We start from the raw sequence: 24,405 nt of genomic DNA on the forward strand, positions 1-24,405 counted from the left end.
CTTAGGTTCAGCGGTGTGCAGTCAACGGTCTTTGCGGCGCTCGGGGAGCCGAGCCGTCTCAGGATGGTCGAGCTGCTGCGCACCGGGCCGCTGTCGGTGGGGGAGATCGCCGAGAAGTTGGACATTCGCCAGCCGCAGGTCAGTAAACACCTTCGGGTACTGGGGGAGTCGGGGATCGTCAGCTATGAGGCACTGGCCCGGCAACGGATCTACCACCTCACCGCCGAGCCGTTCGAGCAGATCGCCGAGTGGATCGGATCCTTCGAAACGCTCTGGGACGTCCGCCTGGACTCGCTGGGCGCCTACCTCGACTCGATCGCCGGAGAAAGGACCGACCATGCCCCAGAAGACGGGTGACAGCGCGGTGACCGCCAAGATCGCCGAGTTGCCGGCCTACCGTGACGTCGCAGCCCGACTGCACAAGGTCATCACAGACGCCGCACCCGAACTCAGACCTCGCCTCTGGTACGGCATGCCGGGCTACGCAAAAACCGACAAAGGGCCGGTGATCTGCTTCTTCCGGGTCGACGCCGATGACTACGTGACGTTCGGGCTCACCGAAAAGGCCAGCCTCTCACCGGATGCGGACGCACCACACAAGCTGATCGGCTCTGCCTGGTTCCTCACCCAACTGGACCCGCCCACCGAGGCCCGTATCACCGAGATCGTCACCCGGGCCGCCAGCTGAAGACAGATTGGACGACACGCGATGCTCTTGCAACTGCTCAAACCCAAGAACCTCAGCTTCGAACGCACCTACCGCGCGCCTGTCGACACGGTGTGGCGGGCGTGGACCGATCCCGAAATGCTCCGGCAGTGGTGGGGTCCGGAGAACACGGTCGTCCCCGAGTGCCGCGTCGATCTGCGCGTCGGGGGTGAGATCTACATCGTCATGGAGGCCGGCGAAGCAATGGGCAAGTACCAGGGCACCCGCTGGCCCATGGCAGGCACGTTCACGCACATCGATACCGGCATCGCGTTGACCTACGACGCGCGCTCGTGGACCGAGGGCGAAGAAGCGGGCTCCACGATCCAGCACACCAACGACGTCACGCTGACCGAGGGCGACGGAACGACCACCGTACGGCTTCGCGTGACCATCACCAAGATCGGCCCGAAGGCGAAGATGGCCGCGTTCGGCATGAAGTGGGGCTACAAGGCCCAGCTCGACAAGCTCGAGAAGTATCTCGCAGCCAGCTGAGAAGGCAGCCCACTAAGAAGGTGCGGGGTCGAGTCGCCCGAAGGCGAAGTACGCGAGCGGACCGACCGGCCGCACCACCGACAACGCCCGCCACAGTGCTTTGGGACCGCGGATCTGCGATGCCGGCCGTCGTGTCAGGTCGACCAGCACGGCCGTGTTCCATCAACGTCAATCTGGACGGTTGCTGCAATCACCGTCCCGCCCAGCGATCCCCCGGCAGCTGCCTGGGTACGGCGACGGCGCAATCTCAGCGCATCGTGTAACGGATTGGTAGGTGCTTGAGCCCACCAACGAAGGTGGTGGCCATCAACTCGGGTTTCCCCGACAACTCAATGTGGTCCAAACGGGGGATCAGCCGACTGAAAAGGCTATTCATCTCCATGCGCGCCAGCGAGGCGCCCAGGCAGAAGTGCACGCCTTTACCGAAGGCGAGGTGTCTGTTCGGGTCGCGGCCGACGTCGAACCGGAACGGATCGTCGAAGACCTCCTCGTCACGGTTGCCGGACACATACGCCAAATACACCGCGTCTCCCTTGGCTATCGGGATTCCGCGAACCATCGTGTCGACGGCGGCGGTCCGCATGAACTCCTTGACCGGCGTGGACCACCGGATCATCTCCTCGACGGCGGTACCAATCAGGCCGGGATCCCGCTGGAGTCGGGCCAACTCGCCGGGGTGTTCGATCAAGGCCAGCAGGCCGCCGCTCATGGCGGCCTTGGTGGTGTCGTGCCCGGCGACGGCCATGAGCAAGTAGTACGACGCGGCGTCGGCGTCCGACAGCAGCGCGCCGTCGATGCGCGCGTTGGCGATCGCCGAGGCCATGTCCCCGGTCGGGGTCCTTCGTCGCGACAGCGTCAGATCGGAGAAGTACTGGAAGAAGTCCGTGATGACCGACTTCCGTCCTTGAGGATTGTCGATGCGTCTGTACTCGGCATCGTCGCCACCGACCATCTCCTTGGTGAGGCGAAGAATGTGGGCGAAGTCGCGCTCGGGGATACCGAGCAGCGACATGATCACGTAGAGAGGGAAATTGGCCGCGATGTCGGTGACGAAGTCGCATTCCGTGCCGATATCATGCATGCGGTCGACGTAACGTGCAGCTAGTGCGTCGACACGTTCCTCGAGGTCACGCAGTGCCTTGGGGCGGAACCAGTCGGCGGCGATCGCCCGCATCTTGCGATGGCTCCGGCCGTCCATACGCATCAGCGTGCGAAGACCGGTACCCGCCTCAAGGTCAGCTTGGGCGAGATCGTCCTCCCACGCGACGGCCAGTACGGCACGGGACGCGGAGATGAAGAGGTCGCTGTCGCGCTCGATGCCACTGATGTCAGCGTGTTTCGTGATCGCCCAGAACGGTCGGTAGGGCGCCTTGTCGACCCAAGCCACGGGGTGCTTGTCCCGCAGGTGGGTCAGCGCCGCGTGTAGGCGGTCCTCGTCGGTGTACGCCATGGGATCTGCGAAGACGTCGGCGGCGGTGTCAGTCGGACGACTGTTCATCTGAACTCCTTTTCGAAGTGGTCACTCTGGTTGTGCATCGGGCGCCACGCGGCCCTGGCCTGGCGCAGTTCTGCCGCGACGGTCAGGCGTAGATCGCTTTGACGTGCATGTAGTTGTCCATTGCGGTAGAACCCAACTCACGGCCAATTCCACTGCTGCGCACGCCACCGAACGGTGCTCCGATATCGGGTTGGTAGCGGTTGATGCCGACGGTGCCGGTGCGGATCCGGCGGGCGATGGGCTTGCCTCGGTCTGGATCGGAGGTCCAAACGGTCCCACCGAGCCCGTAGGCCGAATTGTTGGCGATGCGCACTGCGTCGTCGGTGTCGGTATAACCGATGACCGACAGGACCGGCCCGAAGATCTCCTCCTGCGCAATCGTGGCGCCATTGTCCACATCGGCGAAAAGTGTTGGCTCGACGAACCATCCGGTGTCGTGCCGTGCAGCGTTTCCGCCTACGACGCAGCGCGCCCCTTCGTGTATGCCCTTTTTGATATAGCGCTGGACGCGGTCTCGGTGTGCGCTGGAAACCATGGGGCCGATCTGAGTAGCGGGATCGAGTGCGTCTCCCACGCGAAGCGACGAGACCAAGGCGGCAAGAGTGTCGACGACCTCGGAATAACGACTTTCGGGGGCCAGGATCCGCGTGCTCAAGAAGCAGGTTTGACCGTTGTTCAGCAGCGTCGCCTCGAAGAGTCGCTCGCCGATGACCGAAAGGTCGAGGTCGGCATCATCGAGGATGATCGCTGCCGATTTCCCACCCAGTTCCAGAGTTACCGGGCGGAAGAGCCGACCACATACCTCAGCGATCTGGCGTCCGATCTCTGTCGAGCCCGTGAATGCCACCTTGTCGACCCCGGGATGTTCGACGAGGTGAGCACTGGCCTCGGCGCCACCACCCACGATGTTGACCACACCCGGTGGAATAGCAGTTGCCGAAACGGCTTCGGCGAAGGTGTAGCTGTCTAGCAGCGTCTGAGGGGAAGGTTTGAGCACCACGGTGCAACCCGCGGCAAGCGCTGGAGCGTATTTGAACGAGGCGAGGGATTGAGGATAATTCCACGGCACGATGGCTGCCACCACCCCCATTGGTTCTCTCCGGATCAACGTCGTGCCGTTCATCAGGTGAGGCTGCTCGGATTCGAACTGGGTATCGCGAAGAATCCCTGCGTAATAGCGCAGAACCAGAGCAGGCGTGACCGCTTCTACATTGCGTGAGAACGCGATCGGCATCCCGTTCTGCGACGAGACACGGCACGAAAGTTCATCGGCCCGGGCCGTCAGTTCGTCGGCCAACTGCTCGAGAGCGGCGGCTCGCCTCGCCGGTTCCCAGTTGGGCCACCCATGAGCATCGTCGAACGCGGCACGAGCGGAGGCAACCGCGGCGTCCACGTCACGCGGCTCCGCGGAGGGCACCACGCCCACGACTTCCTCCGTGCTGGGCGACACCAGTGCGATGGTCTCATTGGACGCAGGCTTCATCCATCTACCGTCGATGAAAAGCGAATCGTAGAAATACACTCTTGCTCCATTCATGGAAACGGGACAGAACCGGGATGTTTCCGGTGAATCCCTGCGGACAGCGACAGGCGACGCTCGGAGTGGATCTGAGGGACCCTCCGCATAAGCGAGTGTCGCCGCGACTCGATGTATTACCGCGGCGCGCATTCCCGCACAACGAAGTCCGACACCCGCAGATGAGCGACGGGTGAGAAAAGGACCGTTTTCGCCTGACGTCGTAAGATCCGCAGAGCCGTGACCGCAAAGGGTTCGGACCCCGATCTTTCAGGGCTCACAGACCCACAGCGATCTCACGGGGCCGAAGGGCAGCGATGCCGTGGTCACCGGTCTGTCCTTCCTCCGGTTTTCGTCTCATCGCGGACTCGAATACGAGCGCCCGGCTTCCCTAACGAGCGCGACGGCTCAAGACGTGTTCCGGCACGCGTGACCCGATGAACGGGGTGCGGCGACCGCTTACCCGATTCGACAACTCGCGCTGACGACGCCGGCAGTGAGGGGGCCGGCACGTGCGCCGAGCTTGAAACGAAACAGGAGAACTCGAATGGACAGCGCCAATCATTCCGTTGACATGGCAGGCGGGGGAGAACAGGACGCCGCGGCGTCAAACACACCGACGGTTCAGGATTGGAGCCGAGGCTCGGCGGAGCTGCGCTTCGCCGCCGAAGCCCTCCCCGTACGCGAGGACCTTCGGCGGATTGCCCTCCGCTACACCAGGAACGCACATGACGCGGAGGACCTCATCCAGGAGACTTACCTCAGGGCGTGGACACACTTCACATCGTTCGAATCCGGAACAAACGTCCGGGCCTGGATGGCGCGCATCATGGGGCACATTTGGATCGACATGCATCGACGAGCCACCCGGCGGCCGCAGGAAACGCTGTTCGAATCCTGGGACGGGCATGCGGCTCACAGTATGGACGTTGCGCAATCGGCAGAAGCGGTCGCACTACAGCGCCAAGGGGACGATTCGCTCAAGGAGTGCATTGCGCGGCTACCGAAGAGCTTTCAGGCGGTCGTCTTCTACGCGGATGTCTGCCAATTCCCCATCAGCGAAATCGCCGCGATCGAGCGCATTCCGGTCGGTACAGCGACGTCGCGTCTTTATCGGGCGCGCCGACGGCTACGCTCGCAACTCACCTCGAATGGGGAGGTCATCGTTGCCGATGTGCACGGCGGCACCCACGGAGATGAGGGCGCGGCGCCGAGCCGCCAAGTGGGGGTACAGACCACATCCGGTCCGACGGAAGGGACTACAGCTGTCACCCGGCGCCACTGACGGTCTTCGTCGCTCGGCGCGGGGTTGCCACCGTCCCGCGGCAGCACAGGCTCGACTTCCGGTGAGTGCGCCGCGATGAGGCTCGATCGGGCTAAGCAGCGTCGGCGTCCACTCCGCCGAAGAACACTGCACCGACAACTGGTTGACCCGCCCCGGACGTCGGCCTCAACGTCGCGGGGCGGGTTGCCCTCAGCTACGGTTCACAGCCCGTGCGCGTCTTTGAGCAGTTCAGCTGCGCGCTCGCCGATGACCACACAAGGTGCCATGGTATTTCCGGTGGTGATGCGGGGCATGATCGAGCCATCGGCGATGCGCAGGCGGTCCACTCCATACACCCGCAATTGGCCGTCGACCACCGACATCTCGTCGCGGCCCATCTTGGCGGTGCACGTCTGGTGCCAGTACGTAGAGGCGGCGTCCCGGATGAACCTTTCGAGTTCCCGGCCCTTCAATTTGCCTGGCTTCACTTCGCGTTTCACGAACGGACGTAGCGGGGCAGCGTAGGCGATCTCGCGGGATAGTTCCACGCCGGCCACCGCGGCGGCCATGTCCGCGGGAGCGGACAACATATTGGGGTCGATGCGAACAGGGTCGGTCGGATCAGCGCCGGTCAACCGCACGCTCCCTCGGCTCTCCGGTCGTACAACACCTGTGCCTAATGTCCACCCATTCTCGGGGAGACCGAATCGGGCGGCGGCTTCCGGACTGGCGATTGGACGCTCCACCTGGCACGTCTGGATATCTGGCGTGTCGAGACCCGGATCGCTCTTCCAGAAGAAGACGGCCTCTCCTGCGTTATTGCGGGGAACCATCGGTTGCGGCGACTCCCATACTGAAGCCACGGCAGGATGGTCCTGCATGTTCCGGCCCACGCCGGGAAGATGGCGAGTGGGTGTGATGCCGACACGACTCAGTTCGGGACAATCACCGATGCCGGAGAGCATCAACACCTTTGGCGTCTGGATCGCGCCGAGAGACAGTACAACCTCCGAACCGGCACGGATCCGGTGCGTCGCGCCTCGGTAGAGGAACTCCACCCCGGTTGCACAACTACCTTCCAATGTCACCCGAGTCACGAGGGCATGGGTCAGCACGGTGAGGTTGTGCCGGTCCATGTACGGGTAGGTGTAGGAGCGGAATACCGATTGCCGCACGCCGTCACAAACGCGAATCTCAGCGAGCGACGCTCCACCCCCACCCTCCATAATCCTCCCGTTCTGGCTGTCGAAGGTTGGCAGCCCCACAGCGGCTGCCGCAGCCACAAGCGCGGGAGCTACCGGGTGTGGGTCCGGTGCCGGCTGTACGTAGACGACGCCGCCGGTACCGCGACGTTCCGGATCAGGCGCGCCGCGCCAATCTTCGATCCGACGATAGATGTCGAGCACCGCATCGTATCCCCAGGCGTCGTCGTCGGCCTCAGAGGCGAAGTAGTCCCAGTCGTTCTTGTGACCACGTGCCCACATCATCACGTTGATACTCGAGCCGCCACCAAGAACCTTGCCCATGTTCATCGGAATCGACCGACCGTTGAGGTTCGGGTTGGGTTCGGCGGCATAGTTCCAGTCCGTCGCGCCGCCGATGTTCAGCGGCCACAGATGCGGCTGCAAGACAGACTCCAGGTCATCGTCGGGGCCGGCCTCGAGTAGCAACACATTCACCGCGGGATTCTCGGCGAGGCGACGGGCCACCACCGATCCCGAAGACCCTGATCCACAGACGATAAAGTCGTACTGCGTCTTCAATGCGGAACGCAGTCTGTCCTGATTGATTCGGATCCGCTGCGCCAATCCGCGATCCGCGGAACCGGCGCTGTCATCGAAGATCTCGCGTTCCGATGTCCAGCCACCCGCTACCGGGTCTTCTGTACCTCTGTTGTCAGCCATACCGTTTGACTCCTCGCGATAGAGCTCTCTCGACGCTGTCATGACGATTCCGTAATAGGCTCTGCCACTTGCGGTTTAACCAGGTCGTCTGACTTCTTGGCGTCCTCGACTGTTACGTTCTTACCGACCGCACCGGTCACCCCGTTGCGGTGCCCCGGTGCCTCCTGCGAGCGTGATCACCACCAGAGGAACGATCAGGCGATCCCAGTTGCACCACTTTCAGTTCGGTGAGGTCTTTGACCTGGCGCGCGCCGTTGCGGTCGCCGGGCACAACCAGACGGGGCTGTTCAAGTGGCGTGCCGTCCTCGGCCCAGGCAATGAGCGCTGGTGACGGCGTGCCCTCCGAGAGGACCTCGGTCCATGCGAGTGTCGCGGCGTAGCCGTCCGCGCCGGTTGCCACGATTGCAATGGTCAAGAACGGATGTGATTGGCCATCGACGCCGCGCGGATTGGCCGTGAACAGCAACGACTCCACGGTCGCGCCGATGTAGACATGGCGCTGTGTACCGCCCTCAGCCGCGACTGCGACCGGTTGCGTGTGATGCTGGAAACTCTGGAGGGTGGCAACACTGACCGTCATGGGCGTGTAGACGTCGCCGAATATCCGCACCTCGCCGGAAGCTCGGGCGGCTGGGCGCACGGGAGAGTCCGCGCCATTCGCCCCAGCGCATCCGACGACAAGCGCGAACGCCGTCAGCAGTATCGGCAAATGCCTGCGAGGGCGCCTTGTTTTCAACCGGGTGACCTCCCGCACCGCGGGCCTCACGACGCAGCCGGCAACGCGACGATCCGCAGGCGGGGCAGTTCTATCAGAAAACATTTCGCTCCAGTTCTTGAGTGATCAGACAGTCGGAGGCGTCTCCCCTCGGCCCCGGACTGTGGCGACGAATCCTTTCGGCGGACAGCAGGACTTATTTCAAGTGGGTTCGGCCTGTCCTGGCTCAGTGTCGCCGGCGGTCGATGTATTACCGTCGCCCCGGGCCGCACCACCGCACCGTTGCCGTTGACACGCATCCGCCGCGCCAATATATTGCATATGGCGGTGCTCAAGGATCTGAAAGATCGAAAGCTCGGTTTCGATCAGCGCAGGGCGCACCTTGGCTTCTGACGCGGCGAGCATCAATCGGTAGTTCGGCACCCGCGTGCAACGCCCACAGAGGAGGCGAAGGCGTGAGAAGCGAAGAGGTCCAGGGGAATGAGTAGCCGTCCGCCTACAGGAGACCGCGACGACGACTCAGTGAAATGGTTGCAACAGCTCCTGGACCAGGGCTGCCCCGGGCACCGCTGCGCCGTGACACGCATGCACGAGTTCTTGTTCAAAGCCGCCCGTCGCGAGCTCTACCGCAGAAGTGGGACCTTCACCGGCAAGGAGGTCAATGACCTCGCCCTTCAGGTGGCAGCGGACGCGCTGTTGGCGGTGTTGGCGAAGCTGCCCAGCTTCCGAGGCGAAAGTCAGCTCACCACTTGGGCATACAGGTTTGCAGCCCTCGAGTTGTCAAACAAGCTCAAGTGCCGCCGTCGCCATTCGTGGACTCTCCGCGCGCCGATGGACCATGACGACTGGGACAACTTTCCCGACCGAGTTCACCACAGCCCGAGCCGTCACGCGGAGGCTCGCGAGATGCTGACAGCGGTGACCCAGGCGGTGACAACCGTGCTCACAGAACGGCAGCGGGACGTGTTCATCGAAACCGTAGTCGAGGGAAACCCGCCTAATGACGTCGCCGACAAGTACGGAATCTCACGAAACACGCTTTACAAGAGCATTTTCGACTCCCGCCGTAAGATCCGCAGATTCCTGGCAGCAAACGGGTTCGACGCCGATGGTCCAGCGCTGACCGACTCACGATGAGCTCGCTGCGGCATCCGCCGTGCCGGTGAGGCCGCACGAGGGCCGCCATGGTTCACCAGGGTCTATTTTGCGAGATAATCGTGCACTGTCCCTCTCCATCCCAGCATGAAGTCCATGTGGGTGAATGTTGCGCTCAGAACTTCCTTGATGTGCAGGACCCGTCCCGTATCAAGAGTTATCCGGTTATCCGCGAAAGTGATGTTTGCGCCCCGGCAGTCGTGCACGTGGTAGTCGTCCGCCGTTTCGAGCGGTTGGCCCGCTAGCTGCAATACGTCCCATCCCGAGCCGTCGGCCTTCGGAATCGCCTTGAGGACGAAGGCGACCTCCTCGACCATTCGGGCCAAGGCGGATGGTTCAGCCGGCGCGCCGCGCTTGTCGACGTCGACGTCGACGACGACGACCCCATGACGCATGACCTTGATCGCCACCGCGTGGTCGAAGTCGCCATCGACAGTGAACTCGGCTTCTCGTTTGGGCATTCCCAGGAGATGGTGCCCCGCCATGATGGGAGAAACTGCGCTCTCTGGTGTGCTGCTGCCAAGGAACATCTGGATTACGTAGTGGCCGGAGACCTCCCGAGCTGATGTTCTCAGCGTCGCCGGCATCCCGATGGTGAGCTCGTTGTAGGGCCTGATGTTGCTTTCGGGCGCCGCGAACTTGTTGAAACCGACGGTCACGACATCTTCGAAGCCAGGTAGCGGGTAGAGGTCTTGGGGCAGGATGCCCTCTAGGTCGCGTGGGTCGACGCGAATCGACGCGGTATACATGCGTGCGTCTTGGAACATGTAGGGCGGCAGTGGATACGCTGATGTGACCTCAGCGGGAATTTGAACTTGCGTTTCACCGTGCGTCTTCTCCTGCAACACTTTCATCTCTTCTCAGTCGATGTCTTGATTGGGCCGCCGGCCCCTGGCCGACACGCTGGTCAAGTGGTGCGACCGGCTTTCCCATGCGAGCCCCCACGCGCGCGCATGAGAGGTCCACCCTCGATCAGCATGTTTTTCGATTGAGCATTGCTGCGGCCAGTGGGTTCGGTAAGCCGCCGCTCCGGCTTCTCGTGTGGGAGTAGCCGTACAAGTCAGTGTGGCCGGTTCGTGATGTCTTACTTCATGTCGGGTGTGCCAACAGAACGCCGAACCTGCTGGCCGCGTTCGGCATCAAGCAGTCTTGCAAGGAGCAGTTCGACGGCACTTCTCTACCACCTTCAGCGGTCACAGGTGTGCGCGGGGGCGGGCGCCGTCCAGGAACAGACGAGGTCTCCGGCGTCCACCGCGGCGGAGAAGACGGCCACCACGGGATCGAGGACCCGGCTGACGTAGAGCTGCGAGACGTGATCTCTGGCTGAGTCGCTCACGTGGTCCAACGCGTCGTAGACGCCTTGCTCGAGCGAGACGGTCGACTGTGCGTACTCGCCGCATGCGCGCGCCAGCGCGCCAAGCCGCGTTTCGAGCGGCCCGTCGGTGTCGACGGCGTCCTGCACGCGACGGTGAAGCGCGTCGATGTAGCGCTCGGCGACCGCCACGTAGAGGCGTTGTGGGTACCGAGTCAGCCAACCCACTGGTAGGTAGCCCGGTCAATCCGATGAGTTCACCGGCCCACCGCAGTCAGAATGAGGGTCACCGGGATCGCCAACGGATCGGAGAAGCTGTGCCCAGAACAAATCTTTCGATGTCGATCTCCGCCGACGGCTATGTGGCAGGGCCCGAGCAAAGCGCAGACCAGCCCCTCGGCGTCGGCGGGCAGAGACTTCACGGCTGGCACCTCGGCCCCGAGAAGGACCATCCGGTCAACCGGCAGGTGGTGTCGGACATGATGGACGGCATCGGCGCGACGATCATGGGCGCAACATGTTCGGTCCCGTTCGGGGCGCATGGGGGGACTCGGATTGGAGAGGGTGGTGGGGTGAGGACCCGCCCTACCACTGCCCGGTGTTCGTGCTGACCCACCATGCCCGCGACCCCATCGAGATGGGGGGTGGAACGACCTTCCACTTCGTCACCGACGGGATCGAATCCGCGTACCGCCAGGCCGAGGCGGCCGCCGGCACCAAGGCCATCTCGATCGCCGGTGGCGCATCGTGTGCCCGCCAGGCCATCAAAGCGGGGCTGGTCGACGAAATCGATCTGCAGGTCAACCCGGTCATACTTGGTTCGGGCGAGCGCCTGTTCGACGGTTTCGAGGCCGGCCTTATCTCGAACTCGAGCGGGTACTTCAGGCGCCCGGCGTCGCGCACCTCCGCTTCCGCGTGATCCGCTGACGCCGACCGGCGACGTTGCCGGATCGGCGAAGCTTCGGCAGTGTGGAGGGCATGAGCGACGACGCAAAGGTCACTGTCGAACGAACCATCACCGCACCCGTCGATGTCATCTTCGACGTGCTGTCCAATCCCGCCCGACACCCGGCCCTTGACGGCTCCGGGTTTGTCCGCAGTGTGGACCACGCCGATCGCATCCAGAAGGTCGGCGAAGTCTTCACGATGAACATGCAGGGCGACCACATGGGCGGTGAGTACAAGACCGACAACCATGTGTCCGGTTATGCGAAGGACAAGCTGCTGGCCTGGAAGACCGCGCCCGCGGGCACCGAACCGCCCGGATGGGAGTGGCTGTGGGAGCTGGAGTCCCAGGGCCCCGGTGAGACATTGGTCCGCCACACCTATGACTGGTCCAAGGTCACCGACAAGAAGCTGCTCGAGGCGGTGAAGTTCCCGTTGGTCACCAAGGATCAACTGTCCGACACCCTGGCCCGAATTGCCGCCGAGGTCTCGTCCTGACCGAGCTCGCTGCAAAGGGTCAGGCCGGGGGAGCGGCCATAGGCTGTGCCCCGGGGGGACTGAATTCCAGGGCGTACCGCGACTTTCCGGATGCGTCAGTCGGCGCCGCTCGTCGCGCCACCTCAGCATCTTCTCCAACGTCGAAAAGTCGTAACCCTCTGCCGTAGGACAGATCGCCGTCGGGGCGACCCGATTCTTCGGTGTGCTCTGCCAGCCGTGCTGCGACGATGCGGTAGTCGTCGATCGGCAGAAGTAGAGTGCACGTCGCGCGACAGCGGGCAGGGTTGCGGTTGGCGCCGGAGCCGGCGACCAGGATGGGGATCTTGCGCACCGGGGCGGGGTTCGGTCGTGTGAGCCGACCCCGAGACGCGAACCCGGCCCATTCGAGCCGCATGTGTGCTTACGATGCGTTCTGGTGCCATCACGGCTGCGCACCGTAGGAGGGCGAATGAACCTCGAGAAGGTCGTTTTCGGATTCTTCGTGCTCTTCGCCGCGACGTTGAACTTCGGCTTCTTCATCGGCGATATCGGCGACCCCGCACTGCACAACAGCTACGAGCTCTACGCCGCGGTGGTCGTGAACCTCATCGCGACCGTGCTCAAGTTCGGTGACCGCACCCAGATCGGGGCCGTACACCTGGCCACAAGCCTGGTGGCCGACCTCCAGCTCATCTCCGCAGCGCTCGTATGGGGATATGCCTCCTACGTCGCCACCGAGGGGTTGACCAGGGAGGCCACCGCCAGCGTGGTGTCGCTGTCCGGCGGCGCGCTGGTCGCGAACATAGTGTCGGTCGTCTTGCTGGTGGTCGAGACCGTGTCTTTCCAGCGCCGTTAGGAACCGGCCGTGAGCAACCCGCTGCTGCTGCTCTGGTCTCGCCTGTTCGGCACGGAGCAGGCGCGCCGCGCGCCGCGCTGGCGGGCGCCGATGGCCACCTCCAGGAAGGCCTCGGCCACAATCTTTTTGGTGATGCGCCGGATGCGAGTGCCGCTGATCGTCCTGATCGTGATTTTCGCGATCACCACCCTGGGCCTCACGCTGATCCCCGGCCAGGATGCGCAGGGCCGCCCGTGGCGCATGGGCTTTTTCGACGCCTTTTACGTGATGAGCTATACCGGTTCCACGATCGGCTTCGGTGAGATCCCATACCCGTTCACCTACAACCAGCGCATGTGGTTGACGATCTCGATCTATCTCACGGTGGTGGGCTGGGCGTACGCAATCGGGTCACTTCTGGCCCTGTTGCAGGAACGTGGCTTCCGGCAGGCGCTCGCTCTGCAGCATTTCACGCGCAAGGTCGACCGGATGCGAGAACCGTTCCTGCTCATCGTCGGGTACGGGCGCACCGGTGAACTCCTTGCCCGCTCGCTGGATGCGCTGGGGCGGCGCTTCGTGGTGATCGACAGTGATGACGAGCGAATCGATGACCTCGACATGGACTCGTACCGCGCGGACGTGCCCGGCCTCGTTGCCGATGCCGGCGACCCCGGACACCTCGCGGTCGCAGGGCTGGATCTGCCGTCCTGTGAGGGCGTGTTGGCGCTGACCGACGACGATGAAGCCAATCTGGCTGTCGTGCAGGCCACGGCGTTGCTGCGGCCCGACCTCCTCGTCATCAGCCGGGCGGTCTCGCCGACGACCGCGGAACGGATGCGCGCTTTCGGCACGCCCACCGTCGTCAATCCGTTCGACCGATTCGGCGATCACCTCCGGGTGGCGCTGCGCGCCCCGGCCTCCTATCAGCTCATGACCTGGCTGGAGAGCGGACCCGGCGCCCGCCTACCGCCCCGTGGCTGCCCACCTTCCCAGGGACACTGGGTGATCTGCGGTTACGGGCGCTTCGGCCGGGAAGTGACCCAGGACCTGCGCGCCGAGGGTTTGGACGTGACGGTGGTCGAGCCCAAAGACGTCGCCGAGCACGGCCCGGACACCATCGTGGGTTACGGCTACGAACCAGATGTGCTCACCCGGGCAGGGATCGAACGCGCCGCCGGGTTCGTGGCCGCCACGGACAACGACACCACCAATCTCTCGCTGATCGCTTCGGCCCGCCGGGCCAACCCCACGTTGTTCGTCGCGGCGAGGCAGAACAAGGCGGCCAGTGCGCCGCTGTTTGCAGCCGTAGAGGTCGACTCGATACTCGTCCCGGCAGACGTTGTCGCGCGCGAGGTGTACGCGCTTCTGGCCACGCCCCTGATGTGGCGGTTCCTGCGTGAGGTGCCGCGGCACGAAGATGCCTGGGCGGCCGCCATCGTCGACCGATTGACGCTGCTGTGCGGAGAGCGGTTGCAGGCGGTGTGGAAAGTACGGCTGACCGCGACGGAGGCCCCGGCCTTGACGATGTGGCTCGCCGAGGGCGGGGCGCGACTGGGAGACCTGCTGCGCAACCCGGATGACCGTGATGAACCGCTGCACGCGGTCCCGTTGCTGCTCGCGCGCGCAGCCGGGGGTGGCGACGACGCGGGCTTTGTGCTGGCACCGGACGATGATGTGGTGCTGGCTCCGGACGACGAGTTGCTGCTGGTCGGCTGGCCGTCTGCACGTCGCCTGCTCGACGCCACGCTCCTGGTCGACGCCACCAGGGAGTACGTCGTGCACGGACGGTACGTGCCTTCCAGCTGGGTGTGGCGCAAGCTGACCCGTTCCCGGGCAACCTGATTCAGCTCTTCTGCGACGCCAACTGCTTGATCAGTACGGCAGCAGCTTCCGCTGAGGACCCGGGGTTCTGCCCGGTGATCAGAAGGTTGTCGGTCACGACGTACGAGCCCCAATCCGGTCCCTTGGAGTAGACGCCCCCCAGGGCCTTGAGTTCGTCCTCGACCAAGAACGGCACGACGTCGGTGAGGCCGACTGCTTCTTCTTCGGAGTTGGCGAAACCGGTGACCTTCATGCCCTCGACGAGCGGTTCTCCGCCGGGCTTCTTCACATGGCGAAGGACGCCGGGCGCGTGGCAGACGAGCGCCACGGGTTTGCCGGCGGCCAAGAACGATTGGATGAGCGCGACCGAATCCGGATCCTCCGCGAGGTCCCAGAGAGGCCCGTGACCACCGGGGTAGAAGACGGTATCGAAATCTTCGGCGGAGACGCTGTCCAAGCGCACCGTGGAGGCGAGTTGGGCGTTGGCTGATGCGTCGGATTCGAAGCGACGCGTGAGGTCGGTCTGGGAGGAGGGTTCATTGCTCTTCGGATCGAGCGGGGGCTGCCCGCCCTTCGGCGAGGCCAGCACGATGTCGGCGTCGGCGTCTTTGAATGCGTAGTAGGGGGCAGCAAGCTCTTCGAGCCAGAACCCCGTCTTACGCCCTGTGTCACCGAGTTCATCGTGCGAGGTCAAGACGATCAGAATTCTCATGGTGCTTCTTCCCTCTGAGGTGTGACGGCCGGACCATCAATTGTCCGCCGGGGTCACCGTTCCGCGCGAAAAACGTTGCCGCGGGAAACTGACAGAATCCCTGACATGGACCACGTGCTGCTTCGGGCGTACCGCGAAGGACACGCGGCCTTCCCCGACACACTCGACAACCCGTATGCCGGTCACCTCGCCGCCGCCCGCCTGTGGCGGCTGGGTTGGCAGAAGGCACGCGCCGAACACCGGGGCGAGCCGTTCCCGCCGAACACCGAGTTGGACGTCAAGGGCTGACGCAGGCGCAGCTCAGATCAACCGGCGGTCCCGGAGAGTTGCTGTGCCACTGCGTCGAACGCCCGCAACATGTCCGACAGCATCCGCGGGTCCCCGGCGTCGGGCTGGGTGGACAACTTGGCGGCGACCACCTCGGCGGAGCGGTTGACGTAGATCATCTGCCCGTGCATGCCCTGGCACAACACGACGTTGTTGCCCGGGTAGGGAAACCACACCTGGTTGCGGTACATCCCGCCGGGCATCGTGTTCTCGCCCGGGCCGGCGGCGAACGCCTCTCGCGAGTCGGGCCCGCCCTGCAGGGTGTCGGCGATCCACGCCGCCGGAACCACCTGGCGGCCGGTCAACGAGACACCCTCGTGCAGGAATAGCGTCCCGAACCGGATCAGGTCGGTCAGACACGCGCTGATACCGCCGTCGAAGAAGCCGGTGCCGTCGGTGTCGACACCGATGGTGGCGTCACTTCCGGCGCCGAGTCGGCTCCACAACAGTTCCGACATCAGTTCGGGCATCCGCTGACCTCCCGCGATTTCGCAGACCCAGCCGAGGACGTCGGTTTCGCACGAGCGGTACTCGAACGGCCCTCCGTGATCTGACTTCTGTCGAAGGGCGAGCAGGAAGTCACGCAGCGTGGACGGGGCTTCTGGATCTCTGCGCGGTGCCCATCCGACCGCCTGGTCGAGCAGGTGTATCTCGGCGGTCGGGTGAAGGTAGTTGTCCGAGAAGGCGATACCCGACCGCATGTCCAACAGCTGGCGTACCGTGGCGCCGGCGTAGCCACTGGTTCCCAATGCGGGAACGTAGGACGTGACCGGCGCGTCGAGATCGATCGCGCCGCCTCCGTGCAGGGCGCCCACCACGGCCGCCACCAGCGATTTGCTCACCGAGAACAGCAGATGCCGGGTGTGGGCTGTGAAGCCGTCGAAGTATTCCTCGGTGATCATCGAATCGTGGTGCGCGACGGCCCATCCGTCGGTCGCGGTGCGGGCCAGCACTGCGCCGACGGTGGTGTGCGTGGCCTCGCTGTCGGACACTTCGATGCCGACGATCGGCGTACTGACCGAGCGCAACGCCGCGACCGCCTCGACGCCGCGGGAGATCACCGCAGTCGGCACGAAGTCCTCGACGTGCTGAAATGACCAGTGCGCGTATGGCTGCGACAGCCAGTTGGCCAGGGAGATACCGGCCGGGGCGTTGCTCACGCTCGTGCGACGAGCCGCGACACCATCGTCGTGGCCGGCGTCAGGGGCGTCGAGGCGAACTGCGCCTTGATCCCGTTGATCCAGTGCCGGCAGCGCTCGGTGAGTTGGTAATCCTCGGTCTGCAGGTGCCCGCGGGTGACAAGCACGCCGAGTTGGGCGCCCTCGCAGCGTATTTCGCCGGGTGCCGCGACGCGCATGTAGAAGGCCTCGGACTCGTCGAGCAGCGTCGCCGCATCGTTGCCGGGGCGCGCAAAGGAAACGTGCCCGTCGTCGTGGAGGTGCCACACCCCGGTGCGCGGGGTGGCGGTGAAGATCTCCACGTCCGGTGAGGTCTCCGAGAGGACGAGCTGGCCCCAGACCTCGTTCTCGCCGTAGCCGCGCTCCCAGCGCGCGTTGATCTCGTCGATGTCGAGCTCGTAGTCGACGTCCATGTACTCGAGCAGGTGAAAGAGAAACAGCGGCATGTCGGCGTAGGCCTCGGTGGTCAGGTTCGTCATCGGGCTCACGCCGCTCAGGCGGGGGTTCACCTCGCCGAGGTAGAGCTGGTCTGCGTCAAGGTCGTGCAGCAGATCCACCTCGAAGTAGCCGCGGTACCCCTGGCGGTGCAGGACGTCGCCCAGTTTGCCGACCATCTCCCGGGCCGCACGCGTCTGGGCAGGCGGCAGCACCTCGCGCCAGATGTCGTTGCCGCACCAGCTGCCCTTGCCCGGGGTCACCTCCGGATAGCCGACGAGACTCGTCATCGGCGGGCCGGTCACGGTGCCGTGGCGGGTCACCGTGCCCTCGAGGCACACCTCGACGTTGCGGATGCGCTTCATCACCTTGATGTCCTGCCCGCCCAGGGCACCCGCGGACCGGTCCCAATCGCCCCGGCTCCGAACGAAGAAGGTCCCGCTGCCGGCGTTGCCGTAGGGGATCTCGATGACGAGATCGTCTCCCAGCTCGGCGCTTTCTGCGAGGGTCACCAGTTCGTCGTAGGAGCCCGCCCGACCCATCACGTGGGGCACGCTCGGCACGCCTGCCTCGTCGGCCAGCTCTGTCATGACGAGCTTGGAGTCCAGTCGATGGCGCAGCTCCACCGGCGGGTGCATGACCTCGATTCCCGCCTCGTGCGCCAGCGCCTGAGTCTCCTCGTCCAGCATCACGAGGCAGGCCTTGCCGCCACCCTGCTGCGCGACGAAATCCAGTGTTTCGGGATCACGCAGGAGGTGGTTGCACACATCTCCCATCGACCCGAAATCGATCCGCTCCCGCCGCCGGGGCACGAACACCCGCGGGTGCTCGCCCTCGAACGAGTCAAAGTAGTTCAGGTAGAAGAAGTTTCGCACCCAACGGTCGATACCCAGCAGGTTGAACGGAGTCGGCGAGATGAAGTACAGCGGTGTGGTGTTGGTGTGGAAGAAAGCGCGGATGTCCGACAGACCATGCAGCACGGGACGCGGCCCGTCGCCCGGTCCACCCGCCACGATCACGCCCGCCGAGTCGGTGTCGGGTGTACCTCCATGGCACCAGTGTGCGCCCGGCCCGTCGGCCGTGTCGACGTATGACGCGCCCGCGGGCCGGCATCTGAGTGCATCCGCAAGTACTTCACCGCTACTGCGGGCCGATGCCGTCGACCCGACTCAACCGCCATCGTCCTTGGCCCAACAGTTCCATTCGCTGCTGGTGATGCCGGTCGACTGTGCTGCGATGGGTGACGCTGACAAGCACAGTCTCCGGGAGTTCGTGGCGCACCAGACTGTAGATCATGAATTCGAGCGGCTCGTCGAGCGCCGAGGTGGCCTCGTCGAGGAACACCGCTTTGGGCTTGGTCAGCAGCACCCGGGCGAAGGCGATGCGCTGCTGTTCGCCGGGGGAGAGCACCTTGGCCCAGTCCTCCTCGTCGGAGAGCCGGCTGGTGTAGCGCGGCAACGCCACGTCCTCCAACGCGCTCTGCAGGTCGCCGTCGGGGATGTCTCCGGACTCCCGCGGATAGGACACGACCGTCCGGAGGTTCCCGAGCGGCACGTAGGGGAGTTGGGACAGGAACATGGTCTCGTGCTCGCCGCCCGGGCAGTGCATGGTGCCCGAAGAGTAGGGCCACAACTGGGCCAGGCTGCGCAGCAACGTGGATTTGCCCGTGCCTGATTTCCCCGTGATGATCAGCGATTCTCCGCGGCTCAAGCTCAGGTCGAGGTCGCTGAGCAATTGTCTTCCCGCCGGATCGCGCACCTCCACCGCGCTGAGATCGACACCGTCACGATCATCGGCGACGACCGCCAGCACCGGCAGTTCCCGGCTCTGCTCGTCGGCGGTCACCAGTCCGTGGAGTCGCAGGATGGCGGCGCGGTAGCCGGCGAAGACGTCGTAGGAATTGCGGAAGAAGGACAGGGCGTCCTGAATGGCCCCGAATGCCGAGACCGATTGGATCACTGCACCGAGCTGGATCTGGCCGGCGAAAAGCCGAGGCGCCTGGATCAGCCACGGCAGCGGAATGATGATGTGGTTCATCGACAGATTCCATCCGGTGAAGACGATGGTCCTGTTGACGAACCTCTTGTAGTTCGACACCACCGGTGAGAACCGGGCGCGAAGCGCGCGGCGTTCCGGCTTCTCACCTCGGTACAGGGCCACGGCTTCGGCGGCATCACGCAGCCGGACCAGCGCGTAGCGGAACACCGCGTTGAACTTCTCGTTGTTGAAGGAGAGCCGGATCAGCGGACGTCCGAGCCAGAATGCGATGACGGTCGCGAACGTGACGTAGACGAACACCGACCAGAAGAGGGCACGCGGCAGCTCCACACCGAGTAGAGACACCGAACCCGAGAGATTCCACAGGATCTGGGTGAACGACATGACGGACACGATCGAGGAGATCGCGCCGAACAGCAGGGTGCCGTTACTGGTCTGATGCGGGGTGTTGGGTTGCGGTCCGGAGATCGCGGTGAAGACATCGATATCCGAGTGGATGCGCTGATCGGGGTTGTCGATGGTGCTGTCGATGAACCTCAGCCGGTAGTAGGCGCGCCCGTCCAACCAGTCGTCGGTGAGCCGGTCGGTCAACCACGCTCGCCAGGCCAGCATGAAACGCTGCGTGATGAACAGATCGACCATGATTCTGGTCACCAGAATTGCGGCCAACACCGAGAACACCAGCAGCGAGAGCCAGAAGCCGGATATCCCAGACTCTTTCACCGCCTGATTGCCGAGCGCGTGGCCCTCCACCGCGGTCTGCGCGGCGGAGTACAGGTCATTGCCCTGATAGCTGAACAGGACGCTCAATCGCACGCCGATGACCACTGACAACAGCATCGCGGCGAGTGACAGCCAGGGTCGCACGCTGCGCCGCCCCGTGAAGTACGCGCCGGTGACGGCCCAGAACTGCCGGCCCCAGACGGTGAACCTGGCAATGAGCGCCAAGGCGGCGACCGTGCTCAACGCGGCGATCGTCCATGCCTCGCCGATCCAGATCAGGGAGTCGGCGAGGGCGTTGCTCCAGTCGACCGACGGCGTGAACGGCTGGACCTCATCCATGGGACACCCCGATTGCGTGGTGGCTGCAGCGGACGCGTCCGCAGGTATCGATCAGGTGCCGCCCCGTGCAGGATCCCGCCGGATCGACACCGATTCGGCCGCGCGCCGTCGCTGACGGCGCCGTCGTCACCGCACTCTGCTGGCCGTGCGCATCAGACCACCGTAACTTCTGCGAGCGCCACTGCCTCTGAGGTCGACGTGCCATGGCCGCCACCACAACGGACGAGACGAGAGGCCCAGGCCACACCCGGCAATCAATGAGTCAGTGGCCGCACGTTGCCGGCGGCCGCGCCCGACGATCTTTCTCAGATGGACAGGGCGCGGGCTGTCAGCCCAGGCCACACCGGGGCCGAACCTGCGACCGCTGAGTTCGGCCGGGGCCGAGACTCGGAGCGGCGGTACGCGCACATCAAAGACGGTCGCGCACACCGTTGACGCTGATAATCACTTCGGCCAGAGGGGATTTCGACGACGCGTGTCAGCACCCTAAAGAGGTCCGAGGATCGTTTCTCTGCGGCGCTGCGCGCCGAGGGCATGCGCACTGCGGGCCGTGTCGCCCCGCCCCGTCGGTGCGACATTCCGGCGATGCGGCCGTTCGAAACTTCGTTCGCGCCCGTTACGCCGTGTGACTACCGCCACCTAGCCGTTCGTTTGTTTTAAGTAGACCATCTGTATAACTTGGGTCGGTCGATGGCATATCAGCGCAGGAGGAACCTCGGGATGCAACTGCTCAAGCGGGTGTGGCTGCCTCTTGTGATGGCTGTCGTGGTCGCAGTCGCGGCGTTCGCCGTCGACCGTGTGCGAGGCGTCTTCGGGTCCGAACCACCCCTGGTGACGCCGATCGAGTTCGCGAACGATCCCGAGCCCTTCGATCCAAAAGTGGTGACCTACGAGATCTTTGGCCCGGAAGGGGCGGCAGTGGATGTGAACTACGTGGACCTCGAGGGCGAGCCGCAACGCGTTGACGGTGCGGTCCTGCCCTGGTCGCTCACGCTGGAGACGATGGAGCCGTCGGCTGCGGCCAATATCGTGGCCCAGGGCAAGACGAGCTTCCTCGGCTGCCGGGTTCTCGTGGACGGCGAGCTGAAGGACGAACGCAGCGTCCGTGGCACCAACGTCCAGACCTTCTGCATCGTGAAGTCCGCGTGAGCGCGCACAGCGCCGATGCGCGCACCGGCCCTATCGTCACTGCCGGTTCGGCACCCCACGAGACAGCGCATTTCGGCCGCATCGCCCGCGTCTTCCGCAAGCTCGCGATCCCGATCATCCTGGTCTGGATCGGCATCGCCGCCTTCCTGAACATCTCGGTGCCACAGCTCGAAGCCGTCGGCAAAATGCGGTCGGTGTCGATGAGTCCCGAAGAGGCGCCCGCAGTCATCGCCACCGAGCGCATGGGTGAAGTCTTCGAAGAGTACGAGTCGAACAGCTCGGTGATGATCGTGCTGGAGGGGGAGGAGAAGCTGGGTGACGACACCCGGCGCTACTACTCCGAGCTGATCGAGAGACTGGAAGCCGACACCGTCCACGTCGAGCATGTCCAGGACCTGTGGAGTGATCCGCTGACCGCGTCAGGCGTGCAGAGTGGCGACGGCAAGGCCGTCTACGTCCAGGCGAACCTGGCCGGCAACCAGGGCGAGGCGCTGGCCAACGAGTCCATCGCGGCGGTGAAGAACATCGTCGAGGACATGCAGGCGCCTGACGGGGTCTCCGTGTTCGTCACCGGCTCCGCGGCGATGACGGCCGAACAGGAGGAAGCCAGCCACGGCAGCATGCGTCTGGTGGAGGCGCTGACCTTCCTCGTCATCATCATCATGTTGCTGATCATCTTCCGGTCGATCATGACGACGGTGATGATCATCGGCATGGTCGTGGTCAGCCTGCTGACGGTCCGCGGCGCGGTGGCCTTCCTCGGATACCACGACATCATCGGTCTCTCCACCTTCGCAACCGGCCTGCTGGTCACCCTGGCGATCGCGATCTCTGTCGACTACGCCATCTTCCTCGTCGGTCGCTATCAGGAGGCCAGGGGCAGTGGCGAGGACCGAGAGTCGGCCTACTACACCATGTTCGGCGGTACCGCACACGTCATCGTCGGTTCCGGCCTGACGATCGCCGGTGCCACGTTCTGCCTCAGCTTCACCAGGTTGCCGTACTTCCAGACCCTCGGCGTGCCACTGGCCATCGGCATGCTGGTGCTGATCGTCACGGCCATGACGTTCGGTGCGGCAATGGTCACCGTGGCGGGCCGGTTCATGGATCCGAAGCGCTCGATGCGGATCCGGGGTTGGCGCAAGGTGGGTGCGGCCGTCGTGCGGTGGCCGGGGCCCATTCTGATCACCACCATCGCCGTGTCCCTGATCGGCCTGTTGGCACTGCCCGGCTACAAGACCAGCTACAACGACCGGCTGTATCTACCCGATGACATCAGCTCCAACCAGGGGTACGCGGCCGCCGAGCGGCACTTCTCCCCGGCGCGGCTGAACCCCGAGATGCTGATGATCGAAAGCAATCGGGACCTGCGAAATCCGGCCGACTTCCTGGTCATCGAGAAAATCGCCAAAGCCATCTTCCAGGTCGACGGCATCGGACGGGTGCAGACGATCACCCGGCCGGACGGCACCCCGATCGAGAACACCACGATCCCGTATGCGATCAGCCAGCAGGGCACCCTGCAGCGGCTCAACGAAAAGTACAACGCCGACCGCACCGCCGACATGTCCAATCAGGTCGCGGAGATGCAGAAGACGATCGAGAACATGGACAAGATGAACGCCATCACCGTCGAGATGGCAGACACCACCAGCAAGATGGTGTCGTCCATGGACGGCATGGTGCTCAACATCGAAGAGTTGCGCGACAACATCGCCAACTTCGACGACTTCTTCCGCCCGATACGGAACTACCTCTACTGGGAACCGCACTGCTACAACATCCCGATGTGCTGGTCGATCCGTTCGGTATTCGACGTCATCGACGGCATGGACGTGATGACCTCGGACATGAACGAGATGATGCCGCAGATGCACCGGCTCAACGAGCTGATGCCGCAGATGGTCGCGATCATGCCCGAGATGAAGCAGACCATGGTGAGCATGAAAGAGATGATGCTGACCATGCAGCAGACCCAGCAGGGTATGCAGGAACAACAACGCATCATGCAGGAAACCTCGACCGAAATGGGCAAGGCCTTCAACGATGCGATGAACGACGACTCGTTCTACCTTCCTTCGGAGGCGTTCGACAACCCGGATTTCGCAAGGGGTTTGGAGCAGTTCCTGTCGCCGAACGGGCATGCTGTGCGGTTCATCATCAACCACGAGGGTGATCCGATGTCGGCCGCGGGCATCGAGCGGATCGATGCGATCAAGACCGCTGCCGCGCGGGCGATCAAGGGCACGCCGTTCGAAGGCTCGACGATCTACCTGGGCGGAACCGCGGCCACGTTCAAGGACATGGCCGACGGAACCAAATATGACCTGATGATCGCCGGGATCGCCGCGATCGGCCTGATCTTCCTGATCATGCTCTTCCTGACCCGTGCGATCGTGGCTGCCGCGGTGATCGTCGGTACCGTGATCCTCTCCCTGGGCGCATCGTTCGGCGTATCAGTGCTGCTGTGGCAGCACATCCTCGGCATCGAGTTGCACTGGATGGTGCTGCCGATGGCGGTGATCATCCTGCTGGCGGTGGGGGCGGACTACAACCTGTTGGTCGTCGCCCGCCTGAAGGAGGAGATCCACGCCGGACTGAAGACCGGCATGATCCGGACGATGGGCGGCAGCGGTTCGACGGTGACCGCGGCCGGCATGGTGTTCGCCTTCACGATGATGGTGATGACGGTCAGCGACCTGACGATCATGGGTCAGGTCGGCACCACCATCGGCCTGGGCCTGTTGTTCGACACCCTGGTGATCCGCTCGTTCATGATGCCCTCTGTCGCAGCACTTCTGGGCAGATGGTTCTGGTGGCCGCAGCACGTCCGGTCCCGGCCGAAACCGCAGCCCTGGCCGCCGATTCAACGTCAGCCGCAGGAGGCACTGCTGTGACGAG

22 protein-coding genes and 1 pseudogene are annotated in these 24,405 nt (G+C 64.2%); 12 read left to right on the forward strand and 11 right to left on the reverse strand.

The window, feature by feature from the left end; genetic code table 11:
• Nucleotides 1–15: 15 nt before the first annotated feature.
• From C6A87_RS15190 to C6A87_RS15200, 3 genes are read left to right on the forward strand one after another with little or no spacing between them, the layout of a single operon-like run.
• Entirely contained in the window at nt 16–357 is a 342-nt protein-coding gene (locus C6A87_RS15190) for a metalloregulator ArsR/SmtB family transcription factor (protein WP_311113040.1), read from the forward strand.
• Nucleotides 338–688 (forward strand): DUF1801 domain-containing protein, encoded by a 351-nt coding sequence (locus tag C6A87_RS15195; RefSeq protein ID WP_311113041.1) that lies wholly within the window; start codon nt 338–340, stop codon nt 686–688. Before C6A87_RS15190 ends, C6A87_RS15195 begins: the two co-directional genes overlap by 20 nt.
• 21 nt (nt 689–709) lie before the next feature.
• Complete coding sequence (locus C6A87_RS15200; RefSeq protein WP_311113042.1) at nt 710–1,201, forward strand: SRPBCC domain-containing protein; 492 nt, start codon at nt 710–712, stop codon at nt 1,199–1,201.
• Nucleotides 1,202–1,213: 12 nt separating this feature from the next.
• Here C6A87_RS15200 and C6A87_RS15205 read toward each other — a convergent pair whose 3' ends face one another.
• From C6A87_RS15205 to C6A87_RS15215, 3 genes are all read right to left on the reverse strand, one after another.
• Nucleotides 1,214–1,351 carry a PLDc N-terminal domain-containing protein gene (locus C6A87_RS15205; RefSeq protein WP_311113043.1) on the reverse strand — a complete coding sequence of 46 codons (138 nt, stop codon included), beginning with the start codon at nt 1,349–1,351 and terminating at the stop codon, nt 1,214–1,216.
• Nucleotides 1,352–1,448: 97 nt separating this feature from the next.
• Nucleotides 1,449–2,699 (reverse strand): cytochrome P450, encoded by a 1,251-nt coding sequence (locus C6A87_RS15210; RefSeq protein ID WP_311113044.1) that lies wholly within the window; start codon nt 2,697–2,699, stop codon nt 1,449–1,451.
• 82 nt (nt 2,700–2,781) lie between these two features.
• Entirely contained in the window at nt 2,782–4,221 is a 1,440-nt protein-coding gene (locus C6A87_RS15215; RefSeq protein ID WP_311113045.1) for an aldehyde dehydrogenase, read from the reverse strand.
• Between the two features lie 541 nt (nt 4,222–4,762).
• Between C6A87_RS15215 and C6A87_RS15220 the strand changes: the two genes are divergently transcribed.
• Nucleotides 4,763–5,500 carry a sigma-70 family RNA polymerase sigma factor gene (locus C6A87_RS15220; protein ID WP_311113046.1) on the forward strand — a complete coding sequence of 246 codons (738 nt, stop codon included), beginning with the start codon at nt 4,763–4,765 and terminating at the stop codon, nt 5,498–5,500.
• Nucleotides 5,501–5,700: 200 nt separating this feature from the next.
• Here C6A87_RS15220 and C6A87_RS15225 read toward each other — a convergent pair whose 3' ends face one another.
• Both C6A87_RS15225 and C6A87_RS15230 read right to left on the reverse strand, forming a co-directional pair.
• Nucleotides 5,701–7,383 carry a GMC family oxidoreductase gene (locus C6A87_RS15225; protein WP_311113047.1) on the reverse strand — a complete coding sequence of 561 codons (1,683 nt, stop codon included), beginning with the start codon at nt 7,381–7,383 and terminating at the stop codon, nt 5,701–5,703.
• 136 nt (nt 7,384–7,519) lie between these two features.
• The gene (locus C6A87_RS15230) at nt 7,520–7,993 is read right to left on the reverse strand and encodes a molybdopterin-dependent oxidoreductase (protein WP_311113048.1); all 474 of its coding nucleotides are present in this window, start codon (nt 7,991–7,993) and stop codon (nt 7,520–7,522) included.
• 690 nt (nt 7,994–8,683) lie between these two features.
• Here C6A87_RS15230 and C6A87_RS15235 point away from each other — a divergent pair.
• Entirely contained in the window at nt 8,684–9,235 is a 552-nt protein-coding gene (locus C6A87_RS15235) for an RNA polymerase sigma factor (RefSeq protein ID WP_311117949.1), read from the forward strand.
• Nucleotides 9,236–9,297: 62 nt separating this feature from the next.
• Here the strand turns inward: C6A87_RS15235 and C6A87_RS15240 are convergent, their stop codons facing one another.
• Nucleotides 9,298–10,107, reverse strand: a complete 810-nt coding sequence (locus C6A87_RS15240; RefSeq protein ID WP_311113049.1) for an acetoacetate decarboxylase family protein — start codon at nt 10,105–10,107, stop codon at nt 9,298–9,300.
• Between the two features lie 332 nt (nt 10,108–10,439).
• Complete coding sequence (locus C6A87_RS15245) at nt 10,440–10,757, reverse strand: hypothetical protein (RefSeq protein ID WP_311113050.1); 318 nt, start codon at nt 10,755–10,757, stop codon at nt 10,440–10,442.
• A gap of 125 nt (nt 10,758–10,882) precedes the next feature.
• Here C6A87_RS15245 and C6A87_RS15250 point away from each other — a divergent pair.
• The 4 genes and pseudogenes from C6A87_RS15250 (at nt 10,883) to C6A87_RS15265 (ending at nt 14,664) form a co-directional block, all read left to right on the forward strand.
• Nucleotides 10,883–11,492, forward strand: a pseudogene (locus C6A87_RS15250) (dihydrofolate reductase family protein).
• 51 nt (nt 11,493–11,543) lie between these two features.
• Complete coding sequence (locus C6A87_RS15255; protein WP_311113052.1) at nt 11,544–12,008, forward strand: SRPBCC family protein; 465 nt, start codon at nt 11,544–11,546, stop codon at nt 12,006–12,008.
• A gap of 448 nt (nt 12,009–12,456) precedes the next feature.
• The gene (locus C6A87_RS15260) at nt 12,457–12,843 is read left to right on the forward strand and encodes a DUF6394 family protein (protein ID WP_311113053.1); all 387 of its coding nucleotides are present in this window, start codon (nt 12,457–12,459) and stop codon (nt 12,841–12,843) included.
• A 9-nt stretch (nt 12,844–12,852) separates the two neighbouring features.
• Nucleotides 12,853–14,664, forward strand: a complete 1,812-nt coding sequence (locus C6A87_RS15265) for a potassium channel protein (protein ID WP_311113054.1) — start codon at nt 12,853–12,855, stop codon at nt 14,662–14,664.
• 1 nt (nt 14,665) lies between these two features.
• Here C6A87_RS15265 and C6A87_RS15270 read toward each other — a convergent pair whose 3' ends face one another.
• Nucleotides 14,666–15,355: a type 1 glutamine amidotransferase domain-containing protein gene (locus tag C6A87_RS15270; protein WP_311113055.1), complete on the reverse strand. Its 690-nt coding sequence runs from the start codon at nt 15,353–15,355 to the stop codon at nt 14,666–14,668.
• 105 nt (nt 15,356–15,460) lie between these two features.
• On the opposite strand from C6A87_RS15270, the gene C6A87_RS15275 reads away from it, so the two are divergent.
• The gene (locus C6A87_RS15275; RefSeq protein WP_311113056.1) at nt 15,461–15,643 is read left to right on the forward strand and encodes a hypothetical protein; all 183 of its coding nucleotides are present in this window, start codon (nt 15,461–15,463) and stop codon (nt 15,641–15,643) included.
• 17 nt (nt 15,644–15,660) lie between these two features.
• On the opposite strand, the gene C6A87_RS15280 is transcribed toward C6A87_RS15275, so the two are convergent.
• The 3 genes from C6A87_RS15280 to C6A87_RS15290 all read right to left on the reverse strand — a co-directional run bounded on the left by C6A87_RS15280 (nt 15,661) and on the right by C6A87_RS15290 (nt 20,355).
• Nucleotides 15,661–16,842, reverse strand: a complete 1,182-nt coding sequence (locus C6A87_RS15280; RefSeq protein ID WP_311113057.1) for a serine hydrolase — start codon at nt 16,840–16,842, stop codon at nt 15,661–15,663.
• The gene (locus tag C6A87_RS15285) at nt 16,839–18,314 is read right to left on the reverse strand and encodes a biotin carboxylase (protein ID WP_311113058.1); all 1,476 of its coding nucleotides are present in this window, start codon (nt 18,312–18,314) and stop codon (nt 16,839–16,841) included. Before C6A87_RS15285 ends, C6A87_RS15280 begins: the two co-directional genes overlap by 4 nt.
• A 121-nt stretch (nt 18,315–18,435) precedes the next feature.
• Entirely contained in the window at nt 18,436–20,355 is a 1,920-nt protein-coding gene (locus tag C6A87_RS15290) for an ABC transporter ATP-binding protein/permease (RefSeq protein WP_311113059.1), read from the reverse strand.
• 720 nt (nt 20,356–21,075) lie between these two features.
• Between C6A87_RS15290 and C6A87_RS15295 the strand changes: the two genes are divergently transcribed.
• Together C6A87_RS15295 and C6A87_RS15300 are read left to right on the forward strand one after the other, a co-directional pair.
• On the forward strand, nt 21,076–21,504 hold the full coding sequence (locus C6A87_RS15295; RefSeq protein WP_105341162.1) for an MmpS family transport accessory protein: 429 nt from the start codon (nt 21,076–21,078) through the stop codon (nt 21,502–21,504).
• Nucleotides 21,501–24,401 (forward strand): RND family transporter, encoded by a 2,901-nt coding sequence (locus C6A87_RS15300; RefSeq protein ID WP_396836874.1) that lies wholly within the window; start codon nt 21,501–21,503, stop codon nt 24,399–24,401. The genes C6A87_RS15295 and C6A87_RS15300 overlap by 4 nt, the downstream gene beginning before the upstream one ends.
• Nucleotides 24,402–24,405 lie beyond the last annotated feature (4 nt).

It is taken from the genome of Mycobacterium sp. ITM-2016-00317, assembly GCF_002968295.1.
Taxonomy (GTDB): domain Bacteria; phylum Actinomycetota; class Actinomycetes; order Mycobacteriales; family Mycobacteriaceae; genus Mycobacterium.